Annotated in this window: 19 protein-coding genes and 1 pseudogene; 15 read left to right on the top strand and 5 right to left on the bottom strand. The window is 68.8% G+C overall.

Annotated elements, in window-relative coordinates; genetic code table 11:
• The first annotated feature begins 69 nt into the window (after window positions 1-69).
• From AC5Y4S_RS08930 to proB, 12 genes and pseudogenes are all read left to right on the top strand, one after another.
• Entirely contained in the window at window positions 70-642 is a 573-nt protein-coding gene (locus AC5Y4S_RS08930) for a DUF937 domain-containing protein (protein ID WP_500032274.1), read from the top strand.
• 155 nt (window positions 643-797) lie between these two features.
• Entirely contained in the window at window positions 798-1,415 is a 618-nt protein-coding gene (locus AC5Y4S_RS08925; RefSeq protein ID WP_500032273.1) for a LysM peptidoglycan-binding domain-containing protein, read from the top strand.
• A gap of 90 nt (window positions 1,416-1,505) precedes the next feature.
• Window positions 1,506-4,157 (top strand): valine--tRNA ligase, encoded by a 2,652-nt coding sequence (locus tag AC5Y4S_RS08920; RefSeq protein ID WP_500032272.1) that lies wholly within the window; start codon window positions 1,506-1,508, stop codon window positions 4,155-4,157.
• Window positions 4,154-5,590 carry a bifunctional tetrahydrofolate synthase/dihydrofolate synthase gene (gene folC, locus AC5Y4S_RS08915; protein ID WP_500032271.1) on the top strand — a complete coding sequence of 479 codons (1,437 nt, stop codon included), beginning with the start codon at window positions 4,154-4,156 and terminating at the stop codon, window positions 5,588-5,590. The genes AC5Y4S_RS08920 and folC overlap by 4 nt, the downstream gene beginning before the upstream one ends.
• Window positions 5,587-5,943, top strand: coding sequence for a DUF4233 domain-containing protein (locus tag AC5Y4S_RS08910; protein ID WP_068129863.1), 357 nt, complete (start codon window positions 5,587-5,589; stop codon window positions 5,941-5,943). Before folC ends, AC5Y4S_RS08910 begins: the two co-directional genes overlap by 4 nt.
• Window positions 5,944-5,972: 29 nt before the next feature.
• Window positions 5,973-6,383, top strand: coding sequence for a nucleoside-diphosphate kinase (gene ndk / locus AC5Y4S_RS08905; RefSeq protein WP_068129860.1), 411 nt, complete (start codon window positions 5,973-5,975; stop codon window positions 6,381-6,383).
• A 340-nt stretch (window positions 6,384-6,723) separates the two neighbouring features.
• On the top strand, window positions 6,724-9,423 hold the full coding sequence (gene rne / locus AC5Y4S_RS08900; RefSeq protein ID WP_500032270.1) for a ribonuclease E: 2,700 nt from the start codon (window positions 6,724-6,726) through the stop codon (window positions 9,421-9,423).
• Window positions 9,424-9,627: 204 nt separating this feature from the next.
• Complete coding sequence (gene rplU, locus AC5Y4S_RS08895; protein ID WP_067158787.1) at window positions 9,628-9,939, top strand: 50S ribosomal protein L21; 312 nt, start codon at window positions 9,628-9,630, stop codon at window positions 9,937-9,939.
• 10 nt (window positions 9,940-9,949) lie between these two features.
• Window positions 9,950-10,216: a 50S ribosomal protein L27 gene (rpmA, locus tag AC5Y4S_RS08890; RefSeq protein WP_500032269.1), complete on the top strand. Its 267-nt coding sequence runs from the start codon at window positions 9,950-9,952 to the stop codon at window positions 10,214-10,216.
• 85 nt (window positions 10,217-10,301) lie between these two features.
• Complete coding sequence (obgE, locus tag AC5Y4S_RS08885) at window positions 10,302-11,744, top strand: GTPase ObgE (RefSeq protein ID WP_500032268.1); 1,443 nt, start codon at window positions 10,302-10,304, stop codon at window positions 11,742-11,744.
• Between the two features lie 2 nt (window positions 11,745-11,746).
• A pseudogene (locus AC5Y4S_RS08880) lies at window positions 11,747-11,818 on the top strand (16S rRNA (guanine(966)-N(2))-methyltransferase RsmD); the annotation flags it as partial.
• On the top strand, window positions 11,815-12,918 hold the full coding sequence (gene proB, locus AC5Y4S_RS08875) for a glutamate 5-kinase (protein ID WP_500032267.1): 1,104 nt from the start codon (window positions 11,815-11,817) through the stop codon (window positions 12,916-12,918). The pseudogene AC5Y4S_RS08880 and the gene proB, both read left to right, overlap by 4 nt.
• Window positions 12,919-12,922: 4 nt before the next feature.
• On the opposite strand, the gene AC5Y4S_RS08870 is transcribed toward proB, so the two are convergent.
• Window positions 12,923-13,342 (bottom strand): DUF5313 domain-containing protein, encoded by a 420-nt coding sequence (locus tag AC5Y4S_RS08870; protein ID WP_500032266.1) that lies wholly within the window; start codon window positions 13,340-13,342, stop codon window positions 12,923-12,925.
• Window positions 13,343-13,356: 14 nt separating this feature from the next.
• Entirely contained in the window at window positions 13,357-13,842 is a 486-nt protein-coding gene (locus AC5Y4S_RS08865) for a MarR family winged helix-turn-helix transcriptional regulator (protein WP_500032265.1), read from the bottom strand.
• Window positions 13,843-13,988: 146 nt separating this feature from the next.
• On the opposite strand from AC5Y4S_RS08865, the gene AC5Y4S_RS08860 reads away from it, so the two are divergent.
• Window positions 13,989-15,872, top strand: a complete 1,884-nt coding sequence (locus tag AC5Y4S_RS08860) for an AMP-binding protein (RefSeq protein ID WP_500032264.1) — start codon at window positions 13,989-13,991, stop codon at window positions 15,870-15,872.
• 4 nt (window positions 15,873-15,876) lie between these two features.
• On the opposite strand, the gene AC5Y4S_RS08855 is transcribed toward AC5Y4S_RS08860, so the two are convergent.
• Window positions 15,877-16,527: a TetR/AcrR family transcriptional regulator gene (locus AC5Y4S_RS08855; protein WP_500032263.1), complete on the bottom strand. Its 651-nt coding sequence runs from the start codon at window positions 16,525-16,527 to the stop codon at window positions 15,877-15,879.
• A 101-nt stretch (window positions 16,528-16,628) separates the two neighbouring features.
• On the opposite strand from AC5Y4S_RS08855, the gene AC5Y4S_RS08850 reads away from it, so the two are divergent.
• On the top strand, window positions 16,629-17,894 hold the full coding sequence (locus tag AC5Y4S_RS08850) for a cytochrome P450 (protein WP_500032262.1): 1,266 nt from the start codon (window positions 16,629-16,631) through the stop codon (window positions 17,892-17,894).
• On the opposite strand, the gene AC5Y4S_RS08845 is transcribed toward AC5Y4S_RS08850, so the two are convergent.
• Both AC5Y4S_RS08845 and AC5Y4S_RS08840 read right to left on the bottom strand, forming a co-directional pair.
• On the bottom strand, window positions 17,891-18,739 hold the full coding sequence (locus AC5Y4S_RS08845) for an SIR2 family NAD-dependent protein deacylase (RefSeq protein ID WP_500032261.1): 849 nt from the start codon (window positions 18,737-18,739) through the stop codon (window positions 17,891-17,893). The two genes, AC5Y4S_RS08850 and AC5Y4S_RS08845, sit on opposite strands and share 4 nt — an antisense overlap.
• 20 nt (window positions 18,740-18,759) lie before the next feature.
• Window positions 18,760-19,305 (bottom strand): cysteine hydrolase family protein, encoded by a 546-nt coding sequence (locus AC5Y4S_RS08840; RefSeq protein ID WP_500032260.1) that lies wholly within the window; start codon window positions 19,303-19,305, stop codon window positions 18,760-18,762.
• 59 nt (window positions 19,306-19,364) lie between these two features.
• Between AC5Y4S_RS08840 and AC5Y4S_RS08835 the strand changes: the two genes are divergently transcribed.
• The gene (locus tag AC5Y4S_RS08835) at window positions 19,365-21,407 is read left to right on the top strand and encodes an NAD(+) synthase (RefSeq protein ID WP_500032259.1); all 2,043 of its coding nucleotides are present in this window, start codon (window positions 19,365-19,367) and stop codon (window positions 21,405-21,407) included.
• Window positions 21,408-21,556: the final 149 nt, after the last annotated feature.

Below are 21,556 nucleotides of genomic sequence, written 5' to 3'. Positions count from 1 at the left end.
TTTCGATCGGGGGCCCCTGGGTCTAGTGTCGTAATCGACTTGGCTCTACTCGAGAAGGTGGACACACCGATGGCCGGTCTCGACGATCTGTACTCCCAGATTCCCACTGCTGACATCGCGAACAGGCTCGGCGCCGACGAAGGCGACGTCGACAACGCTGTTCACACCCTGGTGCCGGCCCTGCTCGGCGGCCTGCAACAGAACTCTGACGATCCCGAGCACGCCAGCCGGATCGAGTCCATGGCAACAACCAGTCAAGCCGCGCGTGGCCTGCTCGACGCGGGCGGCGGCGAGGGCGACGGGCACCAAGCGGTCGCGACGCTTTTCGGTGGCAACGATGCCGACCAGGTCGCGTCGGCGCTGGCCGATCGGGGTGCCGGCGACCGTGAGCTGCTCAAGCAGTTGCTGCCGGTGGTGCTGCCGATTGTGTTGGCATACATCGGAAAACGGCTCGGCTCGGGCGGGGAGAGCGGCCCGTCGAAGAAAGAGGCATCTTCCGGCGGCCTGGGTGAAGTCCTGGGCAGCATCCTCGGTGGTGGCTCCGGCGACAAATCCCTCGGCGGCATCCTCGGCAGCGTGTTGAGCGGCAAGGGTGGCGCGCTCGGCGATTTCCTCGGCGGCCTGCTCGGCGGCAAGAAGTAGTCCCGGCTGTTCACGGGCAGTTCCCGGACGATTTCGATTGCGTCGGGTTCACGGCTGCCCAAGGCGAACCAGGATGAGTAGGTTTGTCCTTATCGGACAAGGGAAATGACGTCCGACCCCAATCGGCCGGACGGCGACAACGAGAGGGGAACGAAGTGTCGGACACACTCACCGCGGGACAGAAGCTGGTGCGGGGCGAAGCGCTCACCTCACACAACGGCGCCTACACCCTGACCTTGCAGGACGACGGCAACCTGGTGTTGGCCGCGCGCGGTCAGGCGCTCTGGGCCACCGGGACCGACGGCCAGGATGTGGTGCGGGCCGAGGTGCAGCCCGACGGCAATTTCGTTGTGTACACGGCCGACAAGCCGGTGTGGCACACCGCCACGCAGGGCAAGAAGGACGTCAGGCTCGTGCTGCAGGACGATCGCAACCTGGTGCTCTACGCCGCCGACGGCGCGGCCTGGTCGACCAAGACCGAGACCGACGCGCCGCCGCCCCCGGCACCCGACGCCGCGGCGGCCACCGAGGAAGCGCCCGGCATCGACGAGCCGGTCGCCGAAACCGCCGTCGAAGAGCCCGCAGCCGAGGCTGCTGCCGAACCAGAGCCGGAACCTGCCGCGCGGACGTACACCGTCGAATCCGGTGACACCCTGTGGGCCATCGCCGAGCGCTTCTACGGCGACGGCAGCAAGTATCAGGTGATCGCCGACGCCAGCGGCATCCCCAACCCCGACCTGATTCAGCCCGGCCAAGTGCTCACTATTCCCTGATCGCTGGGGACGGCGTTAGCGGTCGGATCCGCTTGACCAGCGGATTCGACCGCTTACGCGCGGGCAACCGAGTCTCCCTAGAATTGACCGGTGACCGCCACCCCCCACCCCGCTGCCGACCAGCTCCCCAAGTCGTGGGATCCGGCCGCGATGGAGGACGCGATCTACCAGAAGTGGCTGGACGCGGGCTACTTCAAGGCCGACGCGAGCAGCTCCAAGCCCGCCTACTCGATCGTGCTGCCGCCGCCCAACGTCACCGGCAGCCTGCACATGGGCCACGCGCTGGAGCACACCATGATGGACGCGCTGACCCGGCGAAAGCGCATGCAGGGCTATGAGGTGCTGTGGCAGCCGGGCATGGACCACGCGGGCATCGCGACGCAAAGCGTGGTGGAAAAGCAGCTCGCGGTCGACGGCAAGACCAAGGAGGACTTCGGCCGGGAGCTGTTCGTCGACAAGGTGTGGGACTGGAAGCGGGAGTCCGGCGGCGCCATCGGCGGCCAGATGCGCCGCCTCGGCGACGGCGTGGACTGGAGCCGCGACCGCTTCACCATGGACGAGGGCCTCTCGCGCGCGGTGCGCACCATCTTCAAGCGGCTCTACGACGCGGGTCTGATCTATCGGGCCGAGCGGCTGGTGAACTGGTCACCAGTCCTCGAGACGGCGATCTCGGACCTCGAGGTGAACTACCTCGACGTCGAGGGCGAGTTGGTGTCGTTCCGGTACGGCTCGCTGGACGACGCCGAGCCGCACATCGTGGTCGCCACCACCCGGGTGGAGACGATGCTCGGCGACACCGCGATCGCGGTGCATCCCGACGACGAGCGGTACCGCCACCTGGTCGGAACCAGCCTGCCGCACCCCTTCGTAGACCGTCCGCTCCTCATCGTGGCGGACGAGCACGTCGACCCCGAATTCGGCACGGGCGCGGTCAAAGTCACGCCTGCGCACGACCCCAACGACTTCGAGATCGGGCTCCGGCACGAGCTGCCGATGATCTCGATCATGGACACCAAGGGCCGGATCGCCGACACGGGAACGCAATTCGACGGGATGGACCGATTCGTGGCGCGGGTCGCGGTGCGCGAAGCGCTGGCGGCGCAGGGCCGAATCGTCGAGGAGAAACGGCCCTACCTGCACAGCGTCGGGCATTCGGAGCGCAGCGGCGAGCCCATCGAACCGCGGCTGTCGCTGCAGTGGTGGGTTCGGGTGGAATCGCTGGCCAAGGCCGCCGGTGACGCGGTTCGCAACGGGGACACCGTGATTCACCCCGCCAGCCTGGAGCCACGCTGGTTCGCCTGGGTCGACGACATGCGCGACTGGTGCATCTCGCGCCAGCTGTGGTGGGGCCACCGCATCCCGATCTGGTACGGGCCCGACGGCGAGCAGGTGTGCGTCGGTCCCGACGAGGCGCCGCCGGAGGGCTGGGAGCAGGATCCCGACGTGCTGGATACCTGGTTCTCCTCCGCGCTGTGGCCGTTCTCCACGCTGGGTTGGCCGGCGGAGACCCCCGAGCTGGAAAAGTTTTATCCGACAAGCGTTTTGGTGACCGGCTACGACATATTGTTCTTCTGGGTCGCGCGGATGATGATGTTCGGCACCTTCGTCGGCGGCGACGACGCCATCACGCTCGGCGGCCGCCGCGGCCCGCAGGTGCCGTTCACCGACATTTTCCTGCACGGGCTGATCCGCGACGAGTTCGGCCGCAAGATGAGCAAGTCCAAGGGCAACGTTATCGACCCGCTGGATTGGATGGAGGCGTTCGGGGCGGACGCCCTGCGGTTCACGCTGGCCCGCGGCGCCAACCCCGGTGGCGACCTGTCCGTCAGCGAGGATGCCGTCCGGGCCTCGCGCAACTTCGGCACGAAGCTGTTCAACGCCACCCGCTATGCGCTGCTGAACGGGGCCGCGCTCGCGGAGCTACCGGCCCATGACGACCTGACCGACGCCGATCGATGGATCCTCGGGCGCCTGGAAGAGGTTCGCGCAGAAGTGGATTCGGCCTTCGACGGCTACGAGTTCAGCCGCGCCTGCGAATCGCTGTATCACTTCGCGTGGGACGAATTCTGCGACTGGTACGTCGAACTGGCCAAGACGCAGCTCGCCGAGGGCCTCGCCCACACCACCGCCGTGCTGGCCGCGGTGCTCGACACGTTGCTGCGGTTGCTGCATCCGGTCATCCCGTTCCTCACCGAGGCGCTGTGGCAGGCCCTGACCGATCAGGAGTCGCTGGTGATCGCCGAGTGGCCCAAACCGTCGGGCGTCACCCTGGATCCCGTTGCCGCGCAACGGATCGCCGACATGCAGCGGCTGGTCACCGAGGTCCGCCGGTTCCGCAGCGACCAGGGTCTGGCCGACCGGCAGAAGGTGCCCGCCCGGCTGGCCGGTGTGGAAGCCTCCGACCTGAGCGGCCAGGTGGCGGCGGTCACGTCGCTCGCGTGGCTCACCGCGACGGAGCCGAATTTTCAGCCGTCCGCGTCGGTGGAGGTGCGTCTGTCCGGCGGCACCGTCGTCGTCGAACTCGACACGTCGGGCACCATCGACGTCGCCGCCGAGCGCCGGCGCCTGGAAAAGGATCTGGCCGTGGCGCAAAAGGAGCTGGCGTCCACGGCCGCCAAACTGGGCAACGCCGACTTCCTCGCCAAGGCGCCCGACCAGGTCGTCGCCAAGATCCGCGACCGTCAGCGCGTCGCCCAGGAGGAAACCGACCGGATCAACGCCAGGCTGGCCGCGCTGCAATGACGTTGGAGCCGCCCGAGCGGGCCACCAGCGCGGCTCCCACACCGGATGAGATCGCGTCCCTGTTGCAGGTCGAGCACCTGCTGGACCAACGCTGGCCGGAGACCCGCATCGAGCCCAGCCTGACCCGGATCAGCGCCCTGATGGACCTGCTGGGGTCGCCGCAGCTCGGGTATCCGTCCATCCACGTCGCGGGCACCAATGGCAAGACCTCGGTGGCGCGCATGGTCGACGCCCTGGTGACCGCGCTGGGCCGGCGCACCGGCCGGACCACCAGCCCCCACCTGCAATCGGCGGTCGAGCGCATCGCCATCGACGGGCAGCCGATCAGCCCGGCCCAATACGTGGCGACCTACCGCGAGATTGAGCCGTTCGTGCAGATGGTCGACGCGCAGTCACAAGCCGACGGTGGCCCGGCGATGAGCAAGTTCGAGGTCCTCACCGGAATGGCGTTCGCCGCGTTCGCCGACGCGCCCGTCGACGTGGCGGTGGTCGAGGTGGGCATGGGCGGCCGCTGGGACGCCACCAACGTGATCAACGCGCCGGTCGCGGTCGTCACCCCCGTCGGCATCGACCACGTGGAATACCTCGGCGGCGACCTCGCCGGGATCGCCGGCGAGAAGGCCGGCATCATCCATCAGGCGCCCGAGGGCGCCCCGGACACCGTCGCCGTCATCGCGCGGCAGGCGCCGGAGGCCATGGAGGTGCTGCTGGCCCAGGCCGTGCGCGCCGACGCCGCGGTCGCCCGCGAGGATTCGGAGTTCGCGGTGTTGGGCCGCCAGGTCGCGATCGGCGGGCAGGTGCTGCAGCTGCAGGGCCTGGGCGGGGTCTACTCGGACGTCTACCTGCCGCTGCACGGCGAACACCAGGCCCACAACGCGGTGGTGGCGCTCGCGGCGGTCGAGGCCTTCTTCGGGGCGGGCGCGCAGCGACAGCTCGACGTCGAGGCGGTCCGGGCCGGTTTCGCCGCGGTCACCAGCCCCGGCCGGCTGGAACGACTGCGCAGCGCGCCGACGGTGTTCATCGACGCCGCCCACAACCCGGCCGGGGCGACGGCGCTGGCGCAGACGCTGGCCGGCGAGTTCGACTTCCGGTTCCTGGTCGGCGTGCTGAGCATCATGGCCGACAAGGACGTGGACGGCATCCTGGCCGCGCTGGAGCCCGCGTTCGATTCGGTCGTCGTGACCCATAACGGCTCGCCGCGCGCGCTGGACGTCGAGTCGCTGGCGCTGGCCGCCCGTGAGCGGTTCGGGCCCGATCGCGTGACGACGGCGGAAAACCTGCGCGACGCGATCGACGTCGCGACCGCCCTGGTCGACGAGGCGGCCACGGAAATCGGTGAGGCGGAATCGTTTTCGGGCACGGGGATCGTCGTCACCGGCTCGGTGGTCACCGCCGGGGCCGCGCGGACCCTGTTCGGTAGAGACCCGCAATGACAGACCAGAGTCCCGACCCCTGGAAGAGCTTCGGCGGCGTGATGGCCGCGACGCTGGTCCTGGAGGCGATCGTGGTGCTGCTGGCGATCCCGGTGGTGGGCGCCGTCGGCGGCGGTCTGAACGCCGCGTCGCTGGTCTATCTGATCGGCCTGGCCGTCGTTTTGATCCTGCTGGCCGGGCTGCAGCGCCGGCCGTGGGCGATCTGGGTGAACCTGGCCGTGCAGGTGGTGCTGCTCGCCGGTTTCGCCATCTACCCGGGGGTGGGATTCATCGGCGTGCTGTTCACCGGGTTGTGGGCGCTGATCGCGTACTTCCGGGCCGAGGTCCGGCGGCGTCAGTCGCCGCCAAGCTAGACGCGAATCGGTTCTGTACGCTGTCCGCCGTGACCGAACGGACCCTGGTATTGATCAAGCCGGACGCCGTCGAGCGGCATCTGATCGGCGAGATCATCGGCCGCATCGAGCGGAAAGGCCTCACCATCGCGGCGCTGGAGCTCCGGCACGTCAGCGAAGAGCTGGCCGGCCAGCACTACGCGGAGCATGAGGGCAAGCCCTTCTTCGGATCGTTGCTGGAATTCATCACCTCGGGGCCGGTGGTGGCGGCGATCGTGGAGGGGCCGCGCGCGATCGCAGCGTTTCGGCAGGTCGCGGGCGGTACCGACCCGGTGGACAAGGCCACGCCCGGCACCATCCGGGGCGACTTCGGGCTGGAGACGCAGTTCAACCTGGTGCACGGGTCCGATTCGGAAGATTCCGCCAAGCGCGAGATCGCGCTCTGGTTTCCCGGAATTTAGCGCCGGGGCGATCCGGGCCACACCGGGGCCCCGGCGGCGTTTGCTGGCGCGCGCGGATCGGGCGCGGGTGGGCACTGGAAGTGATGTGGGATACTGACAGCGGGTGAACGTCGCCGGACCGGTGTCGGACACCCGAATGAAGACTTAGACAAGCGCGACCATCGCGTCCCCGCGATGTTGCGCCGCATGTCAGGCCTACATTCAGTACGGCGCCGAGTGAGTTCTACCTGAGCCGCTCGGGGCGAGACCATCACAAGCCTGGGAGAAGCGACCCGGGCCTATAGCGAAGCCCTCGCGTGGCCGCGTCGAAACGACGCGCCCGGGGGCTAAAGGAGAATACGTGGTAGACAGTGCACCACCCACAGACTCGTCACGAGAGCCGGCCCACAATGAGGACCTGCCCGACCGCCTGAGGGTCCACCAGCTGGCACGAGCGCTGGGAAGCACCAACAAAGAGGTGCTGGCGGCGCTCACCGCGATCGACGGGCGGGACCGCAACGTGCACTCCGGCGTGGACCGCGAGGACGCGATCAAGGTGCGCGAATTGCTCTTCGCCCAACCCCTGCCGAACATCCCGGGCTTCAGCAGCGCGGCCGCCGCACAACAACCGTTGCTGCTCGACGCCTCAAGTGCGGGAAGGGATTACATGCCGTTGTTCGTCGCGCCGCAGCCGGTCGAGATCGGCGGCGAGCGCGACACCGACGACGATTCGGCCGACTCCGACGATTCCGACGGCGACGATGACGAACAGGCCGACCGGCCCGCCAATCGGCGGCGGCGCCGCGGCCGCCGGGGCCGGGGCCGCGGTCGCGGCGAACAGGGCGGCGCCGACGGCCAAGACATAGATGAGGACGCCGACTCCGAGGACGCCGACGAGGAGGACTCCGACGCCGGCGACGACGAGAACGGGTCCTCGGAGGCCGCCAGCCGGCGCCGCCGGCGGCGGCGACGGCGCAAGTCGGGGGCCGGGGACGACGGCGACGAGGGCCCGTCGCCCGACGATCCGCCCAACACCGTCGTGCACGAGCGCCCGCCGCGCAGCGGCAAGAACGGCGACGAGAGCGGCAGCTCAAACGCCGAGATCAAGGGCATCGACGGCTCCACCCGGCTGGAGGCCAAGCGGCAACGCCGCCGCGACGGGCGCGACGCCGGGCGGCGCCGCCCGCCGGTGCTGACCGAGGCCGAGTTCCTGGCGCGCCGCGAGGCCGTCGAGCGGATGATGGTCGTGCGCGACCGGGTCCGCACCGAGCCACCGCATCCCGGCGCGCGCTACACGCAGATCGCGGTGCTGGAAGACGGCATCGTCGTCGAGCACTTCGTGACCTCCGCCGCCTCCGCCTCGCTCGTGGGCAACATCTACCTCGGGATCGTGCAGAACGTGCTGCCCTCGATGGAGGCGGCCTTCGTCGACATCGGCCGCGGCCGCAACGGCGTGCTCTACGCCGGGGAGGTCAACTGGGAGGCCGCCGGACTGGGCGGGTCGGACCGCAAGATCGAACAGGCCCTCAAACCCGGCGACTACGTCGTCGTGCAGGTCAGCAAGGACCCGGTCGGCCACAAGGGCGCCCGGCTGACCACGCAGGTCTCACTGGCCGGCCGCTACCTCGTTTACGTGCCGGGCGCATCGTCGACCGGGATCAGCCGCAAGCTGCCCGACACCGAACGCCAGCGGCTCAAGGAGATCCTGCGCGAGGTGGTGCCGTCCGACGCCGGGGTGATCATCCGCACCGCGTCCGAGGGAGTCAAAGAGGAGGACATCCGCAAGGACGTCACCCGCCTGCAGGAACGCTGGGAGCAGATCGAGGCCAAGGCCGCCGAAACCAAACAAAAGGCCGCCGGCGCCGCGGTGTCGCTCTACGAAGAGCCCGACGTGTTGGTCAAGGTCATCCGCGACCTGTTCAACGAGGACTTCGCCGGCCTGATCGTCTCCGGCGACGAGGCCTGGAACACGATCAACGAGTACGTGAATGCCGTTGCGCCAGAGCTGGTTTCGAAACTCACCAAGTACGAGCCCGCCACCGGGCCGGATGACTCGAGCGGGCCAGACGTGTTCGCGGTGCACCGCATCGACGAGCAGCTCGCCAAGGCCATGGACCGCAAGGTGTGGCTGCCGTCGGGTGGCACGCTGGTGATCGACCGCACCGAGGCGATGACGGTGATCGACGTCAACACCGGCAAGTTCACCGGGTCCGGGGGCAACCTCGAGCAGACCGTCACCAAGAACAACCTGGAGGCGGCCGAGGAGATCGTGCGCCAGCTGCGGCTGCGCGACATCGGCGGCATCGTCGTGATCGACTTCATCGACATGGTGCTGGAGTCCAACCGCGACCTGGTGTTGCGCCGGCTGACCGAGTCGCTGGCCCGTGACCGCACCCGCCATCAGGTCTCCGAGGTGACGTCGCTGGGCCTGGTCCAACTGACCCGCAAGCGGTTGGGAACCGGGCTGATCGAGGCGTTCTCGTCGACGTGCCCGAACTGCGGCGGCCGCGGCCTGCTGCTGCACAGCGATCCCGTGGATTCCGCCCCGTCCAACGGCCGTAAGTCCGAATCCGGTGGCCGCCGGGGCAGGCGGTCGAAGAAGAAGGGCGCCGAAGAGCCCACCGTGGCCAAGGTGCTGCCGGCCCACACGCCCGGGGAACACCCGATGTTCAAGGCGATGGCGGCCGGCACGTCGGGGGCGTCGGAAGCGGCCCAGGGCGACGGGGAACCCGAGGAGTCCTCCGAGGAAGTCACCGCGAAGGTCGACGGCGAAGCCGAAGAGCCGGCCGCCGCGGCGCTGGCCGACACCGAGCCGGAGGACTTTGAGGACAACGGAGACGACAGCGACGACGAGGACGAGGACGACCTCGACGACGATGACGACGACCTCGATGACGAGGACCTAGACCTGGACGACGATGACGACGAGGACGACGACGACGACCTCGACGACGACGATTCCGAGGACCGCGCGGCCGGTGATGCCGGATCGGCTTTCGGCCGTCCGCGCCGTCGCCGCGCCGCGGGCAGGCCGGCCGGCCCGCCGATCCACGTGGACTGACCTGCGTCACCCGAGCGGTCAGGCGAGCCGGTTTGACCCTGTAGCCGCTGGTCACGTACCCTTGGACAGTTGTCGTCAGGCCAGACCGACAAGACTTTGGCCGGCGACGGGCGGGACTCCCGGGTGACCGGCGCGGACCCGCACCCCAGACCCACCACGAACGAGCCGGTGGCACGTGCGCGAAGGAAAGAGGCAGGAGCAACGATGGCGACGTACGCAATCGTCAAGACCGGCGGCAAGCAGTACAAAGTCGCCGTCGGAGACGTCGTCAAGGTCGAGAAGCTGGACTCCGAGCCGGGCGCCAACGTGACGCTGCCGGTCGCCCTGGTCGTCGACGGCGCCAAGGTCACCAGCGACGCCGCCGCGCTGGCCAAGGTCGCGGTGACCGGCGAGGTGCTCGAGCACACCAAGGGCCCCAAGATCCGCATCCACAAGTTCAAGAACAAGACCGGCTACCACAAGCGTCAGGGTCACCGTCAGCAGCTGACGGTCCTGAAGGTCACCGGGATCAAGTAGCGAGGACCACATGGCACACAAGAAGGGCGCTTCCAGTTCGCGCAACGGCCGCGACTCCGCTGCGCAGCGGCTGGGCGTGAAGCGGTTCGGCGGCCAGGTCGTGAAGGCCGGCGAGATCATCGTCCGCCAGCGCGGCACCAAATTCCACCCCGGCGACAACGTCGGGCGCGGCGGCGACGACACCCTGTTCGCCAAGGAATCCGGTGCGGTCGAGTTCGGGACCAAGCGCGGCCGCAAGACCGTCAGCATCGTCGCGGCCGGGCAAATCACCGACTAGGCGTTGCCCGGGCCCGGCCCGGGCGCTGCGTCCGGCGGCGGGCCCCGGCCCGCATCGGCGCCCGCGGTAGTTGAGAGGACCCTCGATGCCCCGGTTTGTCGATCGCGTCGTCATCCACGCGCGCGCGGGTTCCGGCGGTAACGGCTGCGCGTCGGTCCACCGCGAGAAATTCAAGCCGCTCGGCGGCCCCGACGGCGGTAACGGCGGCCGCGGCGGCAGCATCGTGTTGATCGTCGACCCGCAGGTGCACACCCTGCTGGACTTCCACTTTCACCCGCACGTCACCGCGCCCTCGGGCAAGCAGGGGATGGGCAACAACCGCGACGGCGCCGCCGGCGCGGACCTGGAGGTCAAAGTCCCCGACGGCACCGTCGTCCTCGACGAACGCGGCCGCCTGCTCGCCGACCTGGTGGGGGCCGGCACCCGCTTCGAGGCGGCCGCCGGTGGCCGCGGCGGCCTCGGCAACGCCGCGCTCGCATCGCGCGCCCGCAAGGCTCCCGGCTTCGCGCTGCTCGGCGAGCCGGGCCAGGCTCGCGACCTGACCCTGGAGCTCAAGACCGTCGCCGACGTCGGCCTGATCGGGTTTCCCTCGGCCGGCAAATCCTCACTGGTGTCCGCGATTTCGGCGGCCAAACCGAAGATCGCCGACTACCCGTTCACCACGCTGGTGCCCAACCTCGGCGTCGTGTCGGCGGGCGAGCACACCTTCACTGTCGCCGACGTGCCCGGGCTGATCCCGGGGGCGTCCGAGGGGCGCGGCCTCGGCCTGGAATTCCTGCGCCACATCGAGCGATGCGCCGTGCTGGTGCATGTCGTCGACTGCGCCACCGCGGACCCCGGTCGCGACCCGATCTCCGACATCGACGCGCTGGAAGCCGAACTCGCCGCCTACACCCCGACCCTGCAGGGGGACGCGGCGCTGGGCGATCTGGCCGAGCGGCCGCGGGCGGTGGTGCTCAACAAGATCGACGTGCCCGAGGCCCGCGAGCTTGCCGAATTCGTCCGCGACGAGATCGCCGCGCGCGGCTGGCCGGTGTTTCTGGTGTCCACGATCACCCGTGATGGGCTGCAGCCCTTGGTCTTCGGGCTCTGGCAGATGATTTCGGAGTACAACGCCGCGCGCCCCCAGATCGTGCCGCGCCGCCCGGTGATCCGACCGCTGCCCGTCGACGACAGCGGTTTCACCGTCGAGTCGGACGGGGAGGGCGGGTTCGTCGTCACCGGCGCACGGCCCGAGCGGTGGGTGGGCCAGACCAACTTCGACAACGACGAAGCGGTGGGTTACCTCGCGGATCGCCTGGCGCGCCTCGGTGTCGAGGAGGAACTGCTGAAACTCGGCGCCAAACCGGGCTGCGCCGTGACCATCGGCGAGATGACGTTCGACTGGGAGCCGCAAACGCCTGCGGGAGAACACGTTGCGTTGTCCGGCCGCGGCACCGACGCGCGGCTGGATCGCAGCGAACGAATCGGGGCCGCCGAGCGCAAGGCCGCCCGTCGGCAGCGCCGCCAACACGGTGACGACGAATGAGCGCCGGCGACGATGCAGTGGGGGCACCTCCCGCTTGCGGGGGACGAAGCGATGAGGAGGAGCGGCGCCATTGAGTAGGGCTCGCGAAACCATCCGAACCGCGCGCAGCCTGGTGGTCAAGGTTGGCACCAACGCGCTGACCACGCCGTTGGGGGTGTTCGACGCCGGTCGGCTGGCCGGACTGGCCGACGCCATCGAGGCGCGGATGAAGGCCGGCACCGACGTGGTCATCGTGTCGTCGGGCGCCATCGCCGCCGGCATCGAACCGCTCGGATTGTCCCGTCGTCCAAAGGATTTGGCGACCAAGCAGGCTGCCGCCAGCGTCGGCCAGGTGGCGTTGGTCAACTCGTGGAGCGCGGCGTTCGCCCGCTACGGCCGCACGGTCGGGCAGGTGCTGCTGACGGCGCACGACATTTCGGTGCGGGCCTCACACACCAACGCCCAGCGCACCCTGGACCGGCTGCGCGCCCTGCATGCGGTGGCGATCGTCAACGAAAACGACACGGTGGCCACCAACGAGATCCGGTTCGGCGACAACGACCGGCTCTCGGCGCTGGTGGCCCACCTGGTGGGCGCCGAGGCGCTGGTGCTGCTCTCCGACATCGACGGCCTCTACGACTCCGATCCGCGGAAAACCAAGGGCGCCAGGTTCATCCCCGAGGTGTCCGGCGCGGCGGACCTGGAGGGTGTGGTCGCCGGCCCGGGCAGCGCCCTGGGCACCGGCGGGATGGCGTCGAAGATGTCGTCGGCGCTGCTGGCCGCCGACGCCGGCGTCCCGGTGCTGCTGGCCGCGGCGACCGACGCCGCGACCGCGCTCAGCGACGCCTCGAGCGGGACGGTGTTCGCGCCGCGGCCGGTTCGCATGTCGGCCCGCCGGTTCTGGGTGCGTTACGCCGCCGAGGCCGCCGGTTCGCTGACGCTGGACGAGGGAGCGGTGCGCGCGGTGGTGCGGCAACGCCGCTCGCTGCTGGCCGCCGGCATCACCACGGTCACGGGCCGGTTCTATGCGGGGGACGTCGTCGAACTGCGCGGACCGGACGCGACCATGGTGGCCCGGGGCGTGGTCGCCTACGACGCGACCGAACTGGCCACCATGATGGGCCGATCGACCGCCGAGCTGCCCGGCGAGCTCCGCCGGCCGGCGGTGCACGCCGACGACCTGGTCGCGGTGTAGCCGGCTAACTGAACGGGCTGCTGTTGTCCTGCCACCTGGCCGACTCGGGACGCGGCCCGTAACGGCGGGCGTAGTCCTCGTGCATCTTCGACTCTTTCTTGCGCCTGATCACGTCGACCAGGTTCGGGTCGAGGCCATGCTGCGCCAGCCGGTGGCGCCGCCAAACCTTGTTCAGCGCAAGCGAAATCAGCACCGCCCAGATGTAGAGCGGCACCGTCATCTCCGTGTGCACGTACAGCGAAGCGGGCAGCAGCCAGAACGGTGCAAGCACGAACAGCGGCGGTATCGCCCACCGGATCATGTGCCGGCGCACGGCTCCCTTGCCCGCCAGATCGTTCGCGACCCAGCTGCGCATCGAATCCGGTAGGCGTCGACCGTACGAATAGCCGATGTACTGCCAAAGGTTGGGCTTGGTGATGGTCATGCTTACTCCCAGGGTCAGGTCTGTAATGCGCCGGCCGCCAGGGCGGCCGAGTTGATGCGCGTCAGCACCTGGTGCAGGCGCCGAAGTTCGTCCATGCCGACGCCCAGACGCGCGACAACGGCGGGCGGGATCTTGCACGCTCGCCGGCGCAAGGCGGTGCCGCTGTCGGTGAGTTTGACGTCGGTGGTGCGCTCATCGACGGCGTTTCGGGTACGGGTGATCAGGCCCGACGCCTCCAAGCGCTTCAGCATCGGCGACAACGTCGCCGAATCCAACTGCAGCGTCGCGGCAATCTCCTTGACCGACAGCGGTTTCTGGTGCCCGGCCTTCTGGCGATCCCAGAGCGTCAGCATCACCAGATACTGCGGATGCGTCAGCCCCAACGGCTCCAACAGCGGCCGGTAGACCGCCAGGACGGCGCGGTTGGTGATGCTCAGCGCGAAACAGACCTGCTGCTCGAGGGCGAGGGGGTCGATCTCCGGAGCGGTCGGCGCGGCCATATTCGCATCGTACACTAATAGTTAGGACGCTAACTATGTTGAACTGGTCACAGGAGGCTTCGGCGGTGACGCCCATTGGCCCTATCGCCCCGCGGGATCCGGCCATATCATCTGGCATCGATCACCTTCGTCCGCAGAGGAAACACATGAACGGTTATCGCGAGCTCTACCAGACCAGCCTCGATGACCCGGCGGCATTCTGGGCCGATGCCGCGTCGGCCGTGACATGGCTCCGGTCCTCGCGGCGAATCCTGGACGACGACCGCCCGCCGTTCTACCGCTGGTTTCCCGACGCCGAACTCAACACCTGCGCCAACGCGCTCGACCGGCACGTCGATGCCGGCCGCGGCGGCGCGCCCGCGCTGATCTACGACTCACCCGTGACGGCGACGAAGCGCACCTACTCGTATGCCGAATTGCTGGATCTCACAGCGCGTTTCGCCGGCGTCCTGCGTGACCTGGGGGTAGGTAAGGGCGACCGCGTGGTCATCTACATGCCGATGATTCCCGAAGCCGTCGTCGCCATGCTGGCCTGTGCCCGAATCGGGGCCGTGCATGCCGTCGTCTTCGGCGGATTTTCCGCCCACGAACTCGCCGCTCGGATCGACAACGCCCGTCCCAGCGTGATCGTCTCGGCGTCCTGTGGCATCGAACCGACCCGGCTGGTCGAGTACAAACCGATGCTGGACGCGGCGATCGACGCCAGCGCGCATCCGCCGCGGCACTGCGTCATCGTCCAGCGGGAGCAATTGCGGTGCGGCCTGGTCGACGGGCGCGACCAGGACTGGGAGACCCTTATCGGCCGGGCCGAACCGGCGCCGGCCGTCGCCGTCGCCGCGACGGACCCGCTGTACGTCCTGCACACCTCGGGCACCACGGGACGACCCAAGGGCGTGATGCGCGACAACGGCGGCCACGCCGTGGCGCTGCTGTGGAGCATGCGGCACATCTACGACATCGGCCCCGGCGACGTCTTCTGGGCGGCCTCGGACATCGGCTGGGTGGTCGGGCACTCCTACATCGTTTACGGTCCGCTCCTCGCCGGAGCCACCACCGTGCTCTACGAGGGCAAACCGGTGGGAACCCCCGACCCCGGCACCTTCTGGCGGGTGATAACCGAGCACAACGTGAAGGCCCTCTTCACCGCGCCGACTGCCATCCGCGCGATCCGGCGGGACGACCCCGATGGCGCTTGGCTGCGCCGATACGACCGTGCCGGCTTTCAGTCGCTGTTCCTGGCGGGCGAGCGGCTCGACCCTGACACGTACCTGTGGGCGTCCCGCCAACTTGGCGTCCGCGTCATCGACCACTGGTGGCAGACCGAGACGGGTTGGGCCATCGCAGCCAATCCGGTTGGCGTGGAGGAACTTCCGATCAAGATTGGTTCGCCGGGCGTGCCGATGCCGGGCTACCGGGTCGCGATCCTGCAGCCGGACGGCACCGGCTGCGCACCCGGCGAGGAGGGCGCGATCTGCCTGAGCCTGCCCCTGCCGCCGGGGACGTTTCCGACGCTGTGGGAGGACGACGCACGGTACGAGTCGTCATACCTGTGCGAGCATCCCGGCTACTACCTGACCGGCGACGGCGGATACGTCGACGAGGACGGCTACCTGTTCGTCATGGGCCGGATCGACGACGTCATCAACGTGGCCGGCCACCGGCTGTCCACCGGGGCCTTGGAAGCGGTGCTGGCGTCCCATCCCGCCGTGGCCGAGGCCGCGGTCATCGGCGTCGCCGACGACATCAAGGGTCAGGTCCCGCGCGGATTCGTCGTCCTGCAGGCCGGGTCGGCGCGGGACGGACTCGAAGACGAATTGGTTGCGCTGGTCCGTGACGAGATCGGCGCGGTCGCGTGCCTGAAGCGGGTCGACATCGTCTCGGCGTTGCCCAAGACGCGCTCCGGCAAAATCCTGCGCAAGGCGATGCACCGGATTGCACACGGTCACGACGACGAGATGCCCGCCACCATCGAGGATCCGGACGTGCTGCACGCCCTGCGCCCGGTGTTGAAGCCGGTGGGGAGCCGCTAACCGATCAGCTCGGGGATATCGGCTCGAGATATAGTGCGCCCCAGATGATTTGAGCCAGGGACTCGGCCAGCTCGGCATCGTAGGTCCCCGGGGCGGTCGGCAGGTTCTGCTGGCAGGCGCGCTCGACCATCCAGGTCAACGCGCTGGCCGTCGCGGTCGGCGGCAGCTCGGGGCGGATGGAGCCGTCGGCCTGCCCGTCCTCGATGACGCGGGTCACGCGCCCGGTGATGGCAGTCAGCAGGTTTCGGTAGGTCGCCCCGACCACCGCGTCGTAGCCGGCCATTTCGTTCAGCGCGACGAGTACCGGTTGGTGGCGCCGGTAATTTCCGATGATCCCCGCCATGGCGGCGCGGACGTCGTCGGGGTCGTGCCGCCACGCCATGCTCCACCAGCGGTCCGCGCTGTCGGCGAGGTCGGCGAAAACTTGGCCGGCCAGCCGGCGCAACAGGTGGCCCTTGTCCTCGAAGTAGATGTAGAAGCTGGCGCGCGAGATGCCGGCCTCGCTCGACAGCCGGTCCACGCTGAGCTCGGTGAAACTGGCGCCGTCGCGCATCAGCCGCTCGGTGGCGTCCAGCAACCGACGCTCCATCTGCTCGCGTCGCTGCTGACGACCCTGTTCGCGATTGGCCTGCGCCTTTCGGGTGACCGACGGCATTCGCCCAGCATAACCGGCCGCTCAACATGTTGACTAGACATAGTGTCTAGGCATATTGTCGGGGCGGAGTCTGTGATTGGGGTCATAAGGGAGGGCCGACGATGACAGTGGCGACCGGGGTGTCCAGCAGCCGTGCCTACGACCCGATCGATCTGTCGTCGCGCGCGTTCTGGTCCACGACCGCGGCGGAGCGGGAGCGCTCCTTCGCGGTGCTGCGGGCCGAGCGCCCGGTGAGCTGGCATCCTCCCGTCGAGGATGCGCTCATGCCCGATCCGGCGGACCCCGGCTACTGGGCGGTCACCCGTCGCGCGGACATCGTCACGGTGAGCCGCAACAACGAGGTGTTCCTGTCCGGGCACGGCGTCATGTTCGAGAACATTCCCGTGGAGTTGCTCGAGGCGTCGCAGTCCTTCCTGGCGATGGACCCCCCGCGGCACACCAAGCTGCGCAAGCTCGCCCACGCCGCGTTCACGCCCAGGCAGGTCCGCCGCATCGAGGAGTCGATCCAGGCCAACGCCAAGACCATCGTCGAAGAGCTGCGGGCCGCCGGCAGCGGTGCGGATTTCGTCGACCTGTGCGCCAAGGAGCTGCCCATCCGCACGCTGTCGGACATGGTCGGCATCCCGGAATCCGAGCGGCAGCGCATGGCACACGCGACCGACGCCATGGTGTCCTGGGCCGACCCCGCCTACCTCGGCGGTCGGCACCCGATGGAGGTGTTGTTCGAGAACCAGACGTATGTGCACCAGGTCGCCGGCGCGCTCGCCGCCGAGCGCCGCGAGCATCCCGGCGACGACCTGTTCAGCAGCCTGGTGAACGCCGAGGTGGACGGGGACCGGCTGACAGACGCGGACGTGGCGGCGTTCTTCGTGTTGCTCTCGGTCGCGGGCAACGACACCACCCGGCAGACCATCAGTCACGCGATGAAGGCGGTCACCGACTTTCCCGACCAGCGGGCCTGGCTGCTGGAGGATTTCGACAACCGCATCGGCACGGCCGTCGAGGAGTTCGTCCGATGGGCCACGCCCGTCATGACCTTCCGCCGCACGGCGGCAACGGATGTCGAGCTGGGCGGTCAGAGCATCCGGGCGGGCGAAAAAGTGGTGATGTTCTATTCGTCCGGCAACTGGGACGAAGAGGCATTCGACCATCCGGAGCGCTTCGATCTGAGCCGCAGCCCCAACCCCCACGTCGGCTTCGGCGGCGGCGGGTTGCACTTCTGCCTCGGCGCGCACGTGGCCCGGGCGCAGTTGCGGGCCATCTTCGGTGAGTTGCTGCGCCAGTTGCCGGACATTCAGGCGGGCGAGCCGACCTACGTGGCGGGCAACTTCGTCCACGCCGTCCGCAGCATGCCGTGCACGTTCTAACGCGCTGCCGTCGGCGACAACTCGTCAACTAGCAACGTCAGCAGCTCCGAGCAGCCGCCGTCCACCTTCACGGTGGCCAGGTCGTCACCGCGGGTGCGTCCCCGATTGACGATCGCGATGGGAAGGCCCAGCGCCGCGGCGTGCCGCACGAACCGGTAGCCGGAGAACACCGTCAGCGACGAGCCCGCGACCAACAGCGCGTCCGCCTCGTCGATCAGCGAATATGCCTTAGCCACAACGTCTTTGGGGACGCTCTCGCCGAAGTAGACGATGTCGGGCTTGAGCATGCCGCCGCAGCGCGGGCAGTCGAGGTAGCGGAACGACGCGGTGTCGGCGACGAAGGCGTCGGCGTCGGGAGCCACCGCCAGCCCGCCGACGGCCTCCGCGCGCTCGATGAATCCGGGGTTGAGCGCCTCGAGTTGTTCGGCGAGCGCGGCCCGGCTCATGCCGTATCGGCAGCTTAGGCAGACCACCCGCGCGTAGGTGCCGTGCAGGTTGACGACGTTTCGGCTGCCGGCCTTGGTGTGCAGCAGGTCGACGTTCTGGGTGATCACGCCGGTCACCACGGAGGCGCGCTCCAGCGCGGCCAGAGCCCGGTGCCCGGCGTTGGGCGCGGTGTCGTCCATGTGCCGCCACCCGACGTGGTTGCGCGCCCAGTACCGCTGCCGGAACACCGGATCCGAGGTGAACTGGCGGATGGTCATCGGGTTGCTCGGCGGCGAATCGGGGCCGCGGTAGTCGGGAATGCCCGAGTCGGTGGAGATCCCGGCACCGGTCAGGGCCGCGACGCGGCGGCCGGCGAGCAGCGCGACGAGTTCCGGCGATTCCGCGCGGCAGGAGGTCACCCGTTCGAGGGTACGGACAATCAGGACGTCTCGAGGCAGTCGGCCGCCGTGGTGAGCTCGGCGGACATGTTCTGCTGCATCATCTTCAGCGCCGCCTTGCCCAGATCGGCGTCGATGTGGGCGACGGCGTCGGTCGGGATCACGACGGGAAAGTGGCGCACGTAGGCGTCGAGCGCGGTGTAGAGGATGCACTGCTCGGTGACCTGCCCGGTGAGGATCAACCGCTTGGTTTCCAGACGCCCGAGCAGATAGGCCAGCGCCGTCGCGTAAAAGGCGCTGTGGCGGACCTTTGTCATCACTCGGCAGTCCTCGCCCGGCACGATCGGCTTGATCAGATCGGGCCGCGCGCCATCGAGGGCGGATCCGACGATGTCGGAGAACTGGGCGGCGAAATTGCCGTAGTTGTCGTTGACGTAGACCAGGTCGACGCCGTCGGTGTCCCGCGCGCGGCGGATCAGGTCGGCGAGTGGGTCCATGATTTTCTCGACATTGGGTATCAGATCCTCAGCGTCGGGATGCTGATAGGTGTTCATCATGTCGACGACTACGACGGCGGTATCGCTCATGCCGTTGGGGATACCCGGCGGCGACGAGTTGACAACCGTCGCGCGACAATGGGAGGGTCATGGACTTTTACAACGCCTACCACCAGGGTTTTGTCCGCGTCGCCGCCTGCACACACCACACCTCGATCGGCGATCCGGCGGCCAACGCCGAGTCGGTGCTGCGGTTGGCTGGCCAATGCCACGACGACGGCGTCGCGGTGGCCGTCTTCCCGGAGCTGACGCTGTCCGGGTACTCCATCGAGGACATCGTCCTGCAAGACCTGCTGCTCGACGACGTCGAAGGCGCCGTCAACGACGTCGTGGCGGTATCGGCCGACCTGCTGCCGGTGTTGGTCGTGGGCGCCCCGCTGCGCTACCGGCATCGCATCTACAACACCGCGGTGGTGATCCACCGGGGTGTGGTGCTGGGCGTCGTGCCCAAGTCCTACCTGCCCACGTATCGGGAGTTCTACGAGCACCGCCAGATCGCTCCCGGCGACGACGAGCGCGGCATCATCCGCATCGGCGACATCGAGGCCCCGTTCGGCCCGGATCTGCTGTTCGCCGCGTCCGACCTGCCGGGCCTCGTGCTGCACGTCGAGATCTGTGAGGACATGTTCGTGCCGATCCCGCCCAGCGCGGAGGCGGCGCTGGCGGGGGCGACGGTGCTGGCCAACCTGTCCGGCAGCCCGATCACGATCGGGCGCGCCGAGGACCGTTGCCTGCTGGCGCGCTCGGCCTCGTCGCGGTGCCTGGCCGCCTACGTTTACGCCGCCGCGGGGGAGGGCGAGTCGACGACCGACTTGGCTTGGGACGGCCAGACCATGGTCTGGGAGAACGGCGTGCTGCTCGCCACGTCCGAGCGCTTCCCGAAGGGGGAGCGGCGCAGCGTCGCCGACGTCGACCTCGAGCTGCTCCGCGCGGAACGGCTGCGGATGGGCACCTTCGACGACAACCGGCGCCACCACCGGACGACGGCAGAGTCGTTCCGGCGCATCGAGTTCCGGCTCGACCCGCCCGCCGGTGACATCGGGCTGCGCCGCGAGATCGAGCGCTTCCCGTTCGTGCCGGCCGATCCGCAACGGCTGGAACAGGATTGCTACGAGGCCTACAACATTCAGGTCTCCGGTCTCGAGCAGCGGCTGCGGGCGCTGGACTACCCGAAGGTGGTCATCGGGATTTCCGGCGGCCTGGATTCGACGCACGCGCTGATCGTCGCCGCCCGCGCGATGGATCGCGAGGAACGGCCGCGCAGCGACATCCTGGCGTTCACGCTGCCGGGCTTCGCGACGGGAGATCGCACCAAGCGCAACGCGATCGAGCTGTGCCGCGCGCTGGGTGTTACCTTCTCGGAGATCGACATCACCGAGACGGCGAAGCTGATGCTCCAGGAGATCGACCATCCCTTCTCGCGGGGGGAGAAGGTCTACGACGTCACGTTCGAGAACGTCCAGGCGGGCCTGCGCACCGACTACCTGTTCCGGCTGGCCAACCAGCGCGGCGGGATCGTGCTGGGCACCGGCGACCTTTCCGAGCTGGGGCTCGGCTGGTCGACGTACGGCGTCGGCGACCAGATGTCGCATTACAACGTCAACGGCGGCGTTCCCAAAACGCTCATCCAGCACCTGATCCGCTGGGTGATTTCGTCGGACCAATTCGAATCGGACGTGTGCGACGTGCTGCAGTCGGTGCTGGATACCGAGATCACGCCGGAGCTCGTCCCGAGTGGCGAGGAAGAAGAGCTGCAGAGCAGCGAGGCCAAGGTCGGACCGTTTGCCCTGCAGGACTTTTCGCTCTTCCATGTGCTGCGGTTCGGGTTCCGGCCGTCGAAGATCGCCTTTTTGGCATGGCACGCTTGGAGCGACCCCGAGCAGGGCAATTGGCCACCGGGGTTCCCCGAGGACAAGCGACCGTCGTACTCGCTCAAGGAGATCCGGCACTGGCTGGGAGTGTTCGTGCAACGCTTCTACTCGTTCAGCCAGTTCAAACGCTCCGCGCTGCCCAACGGCCCCAAGGTGTCGCACGGCGGCGCGCTTTCGCCGCGCGGCGATTGGCGTGCCCCGTCGGACATGTCGGCGCGCATCTGGCTCGACGAGATCGAGCGCGAGGTCCCCGAAGACTAGGCGCGGTTACGCCTTCGCGCGGCTCGAGTCCTGGTGAAGTTCCGCCAACGGCAGCGTGTCGGCGCCGGGATTCTTGGCTCTTCGCACATGAGAGTGCACTCGTGGTCCGCGGAGATCCGCGGTCGGGGGTCGTGTCGTTTCGATGGGGC

Source organism: Mycobacterium sp. NGS64 (assembly GCF_059812245.1).
The sequence above is the reverse complement of the archived record's forward strand: the minus strand, read 5'-3'. Positions and strand labels throughout refer to the sequence as shown.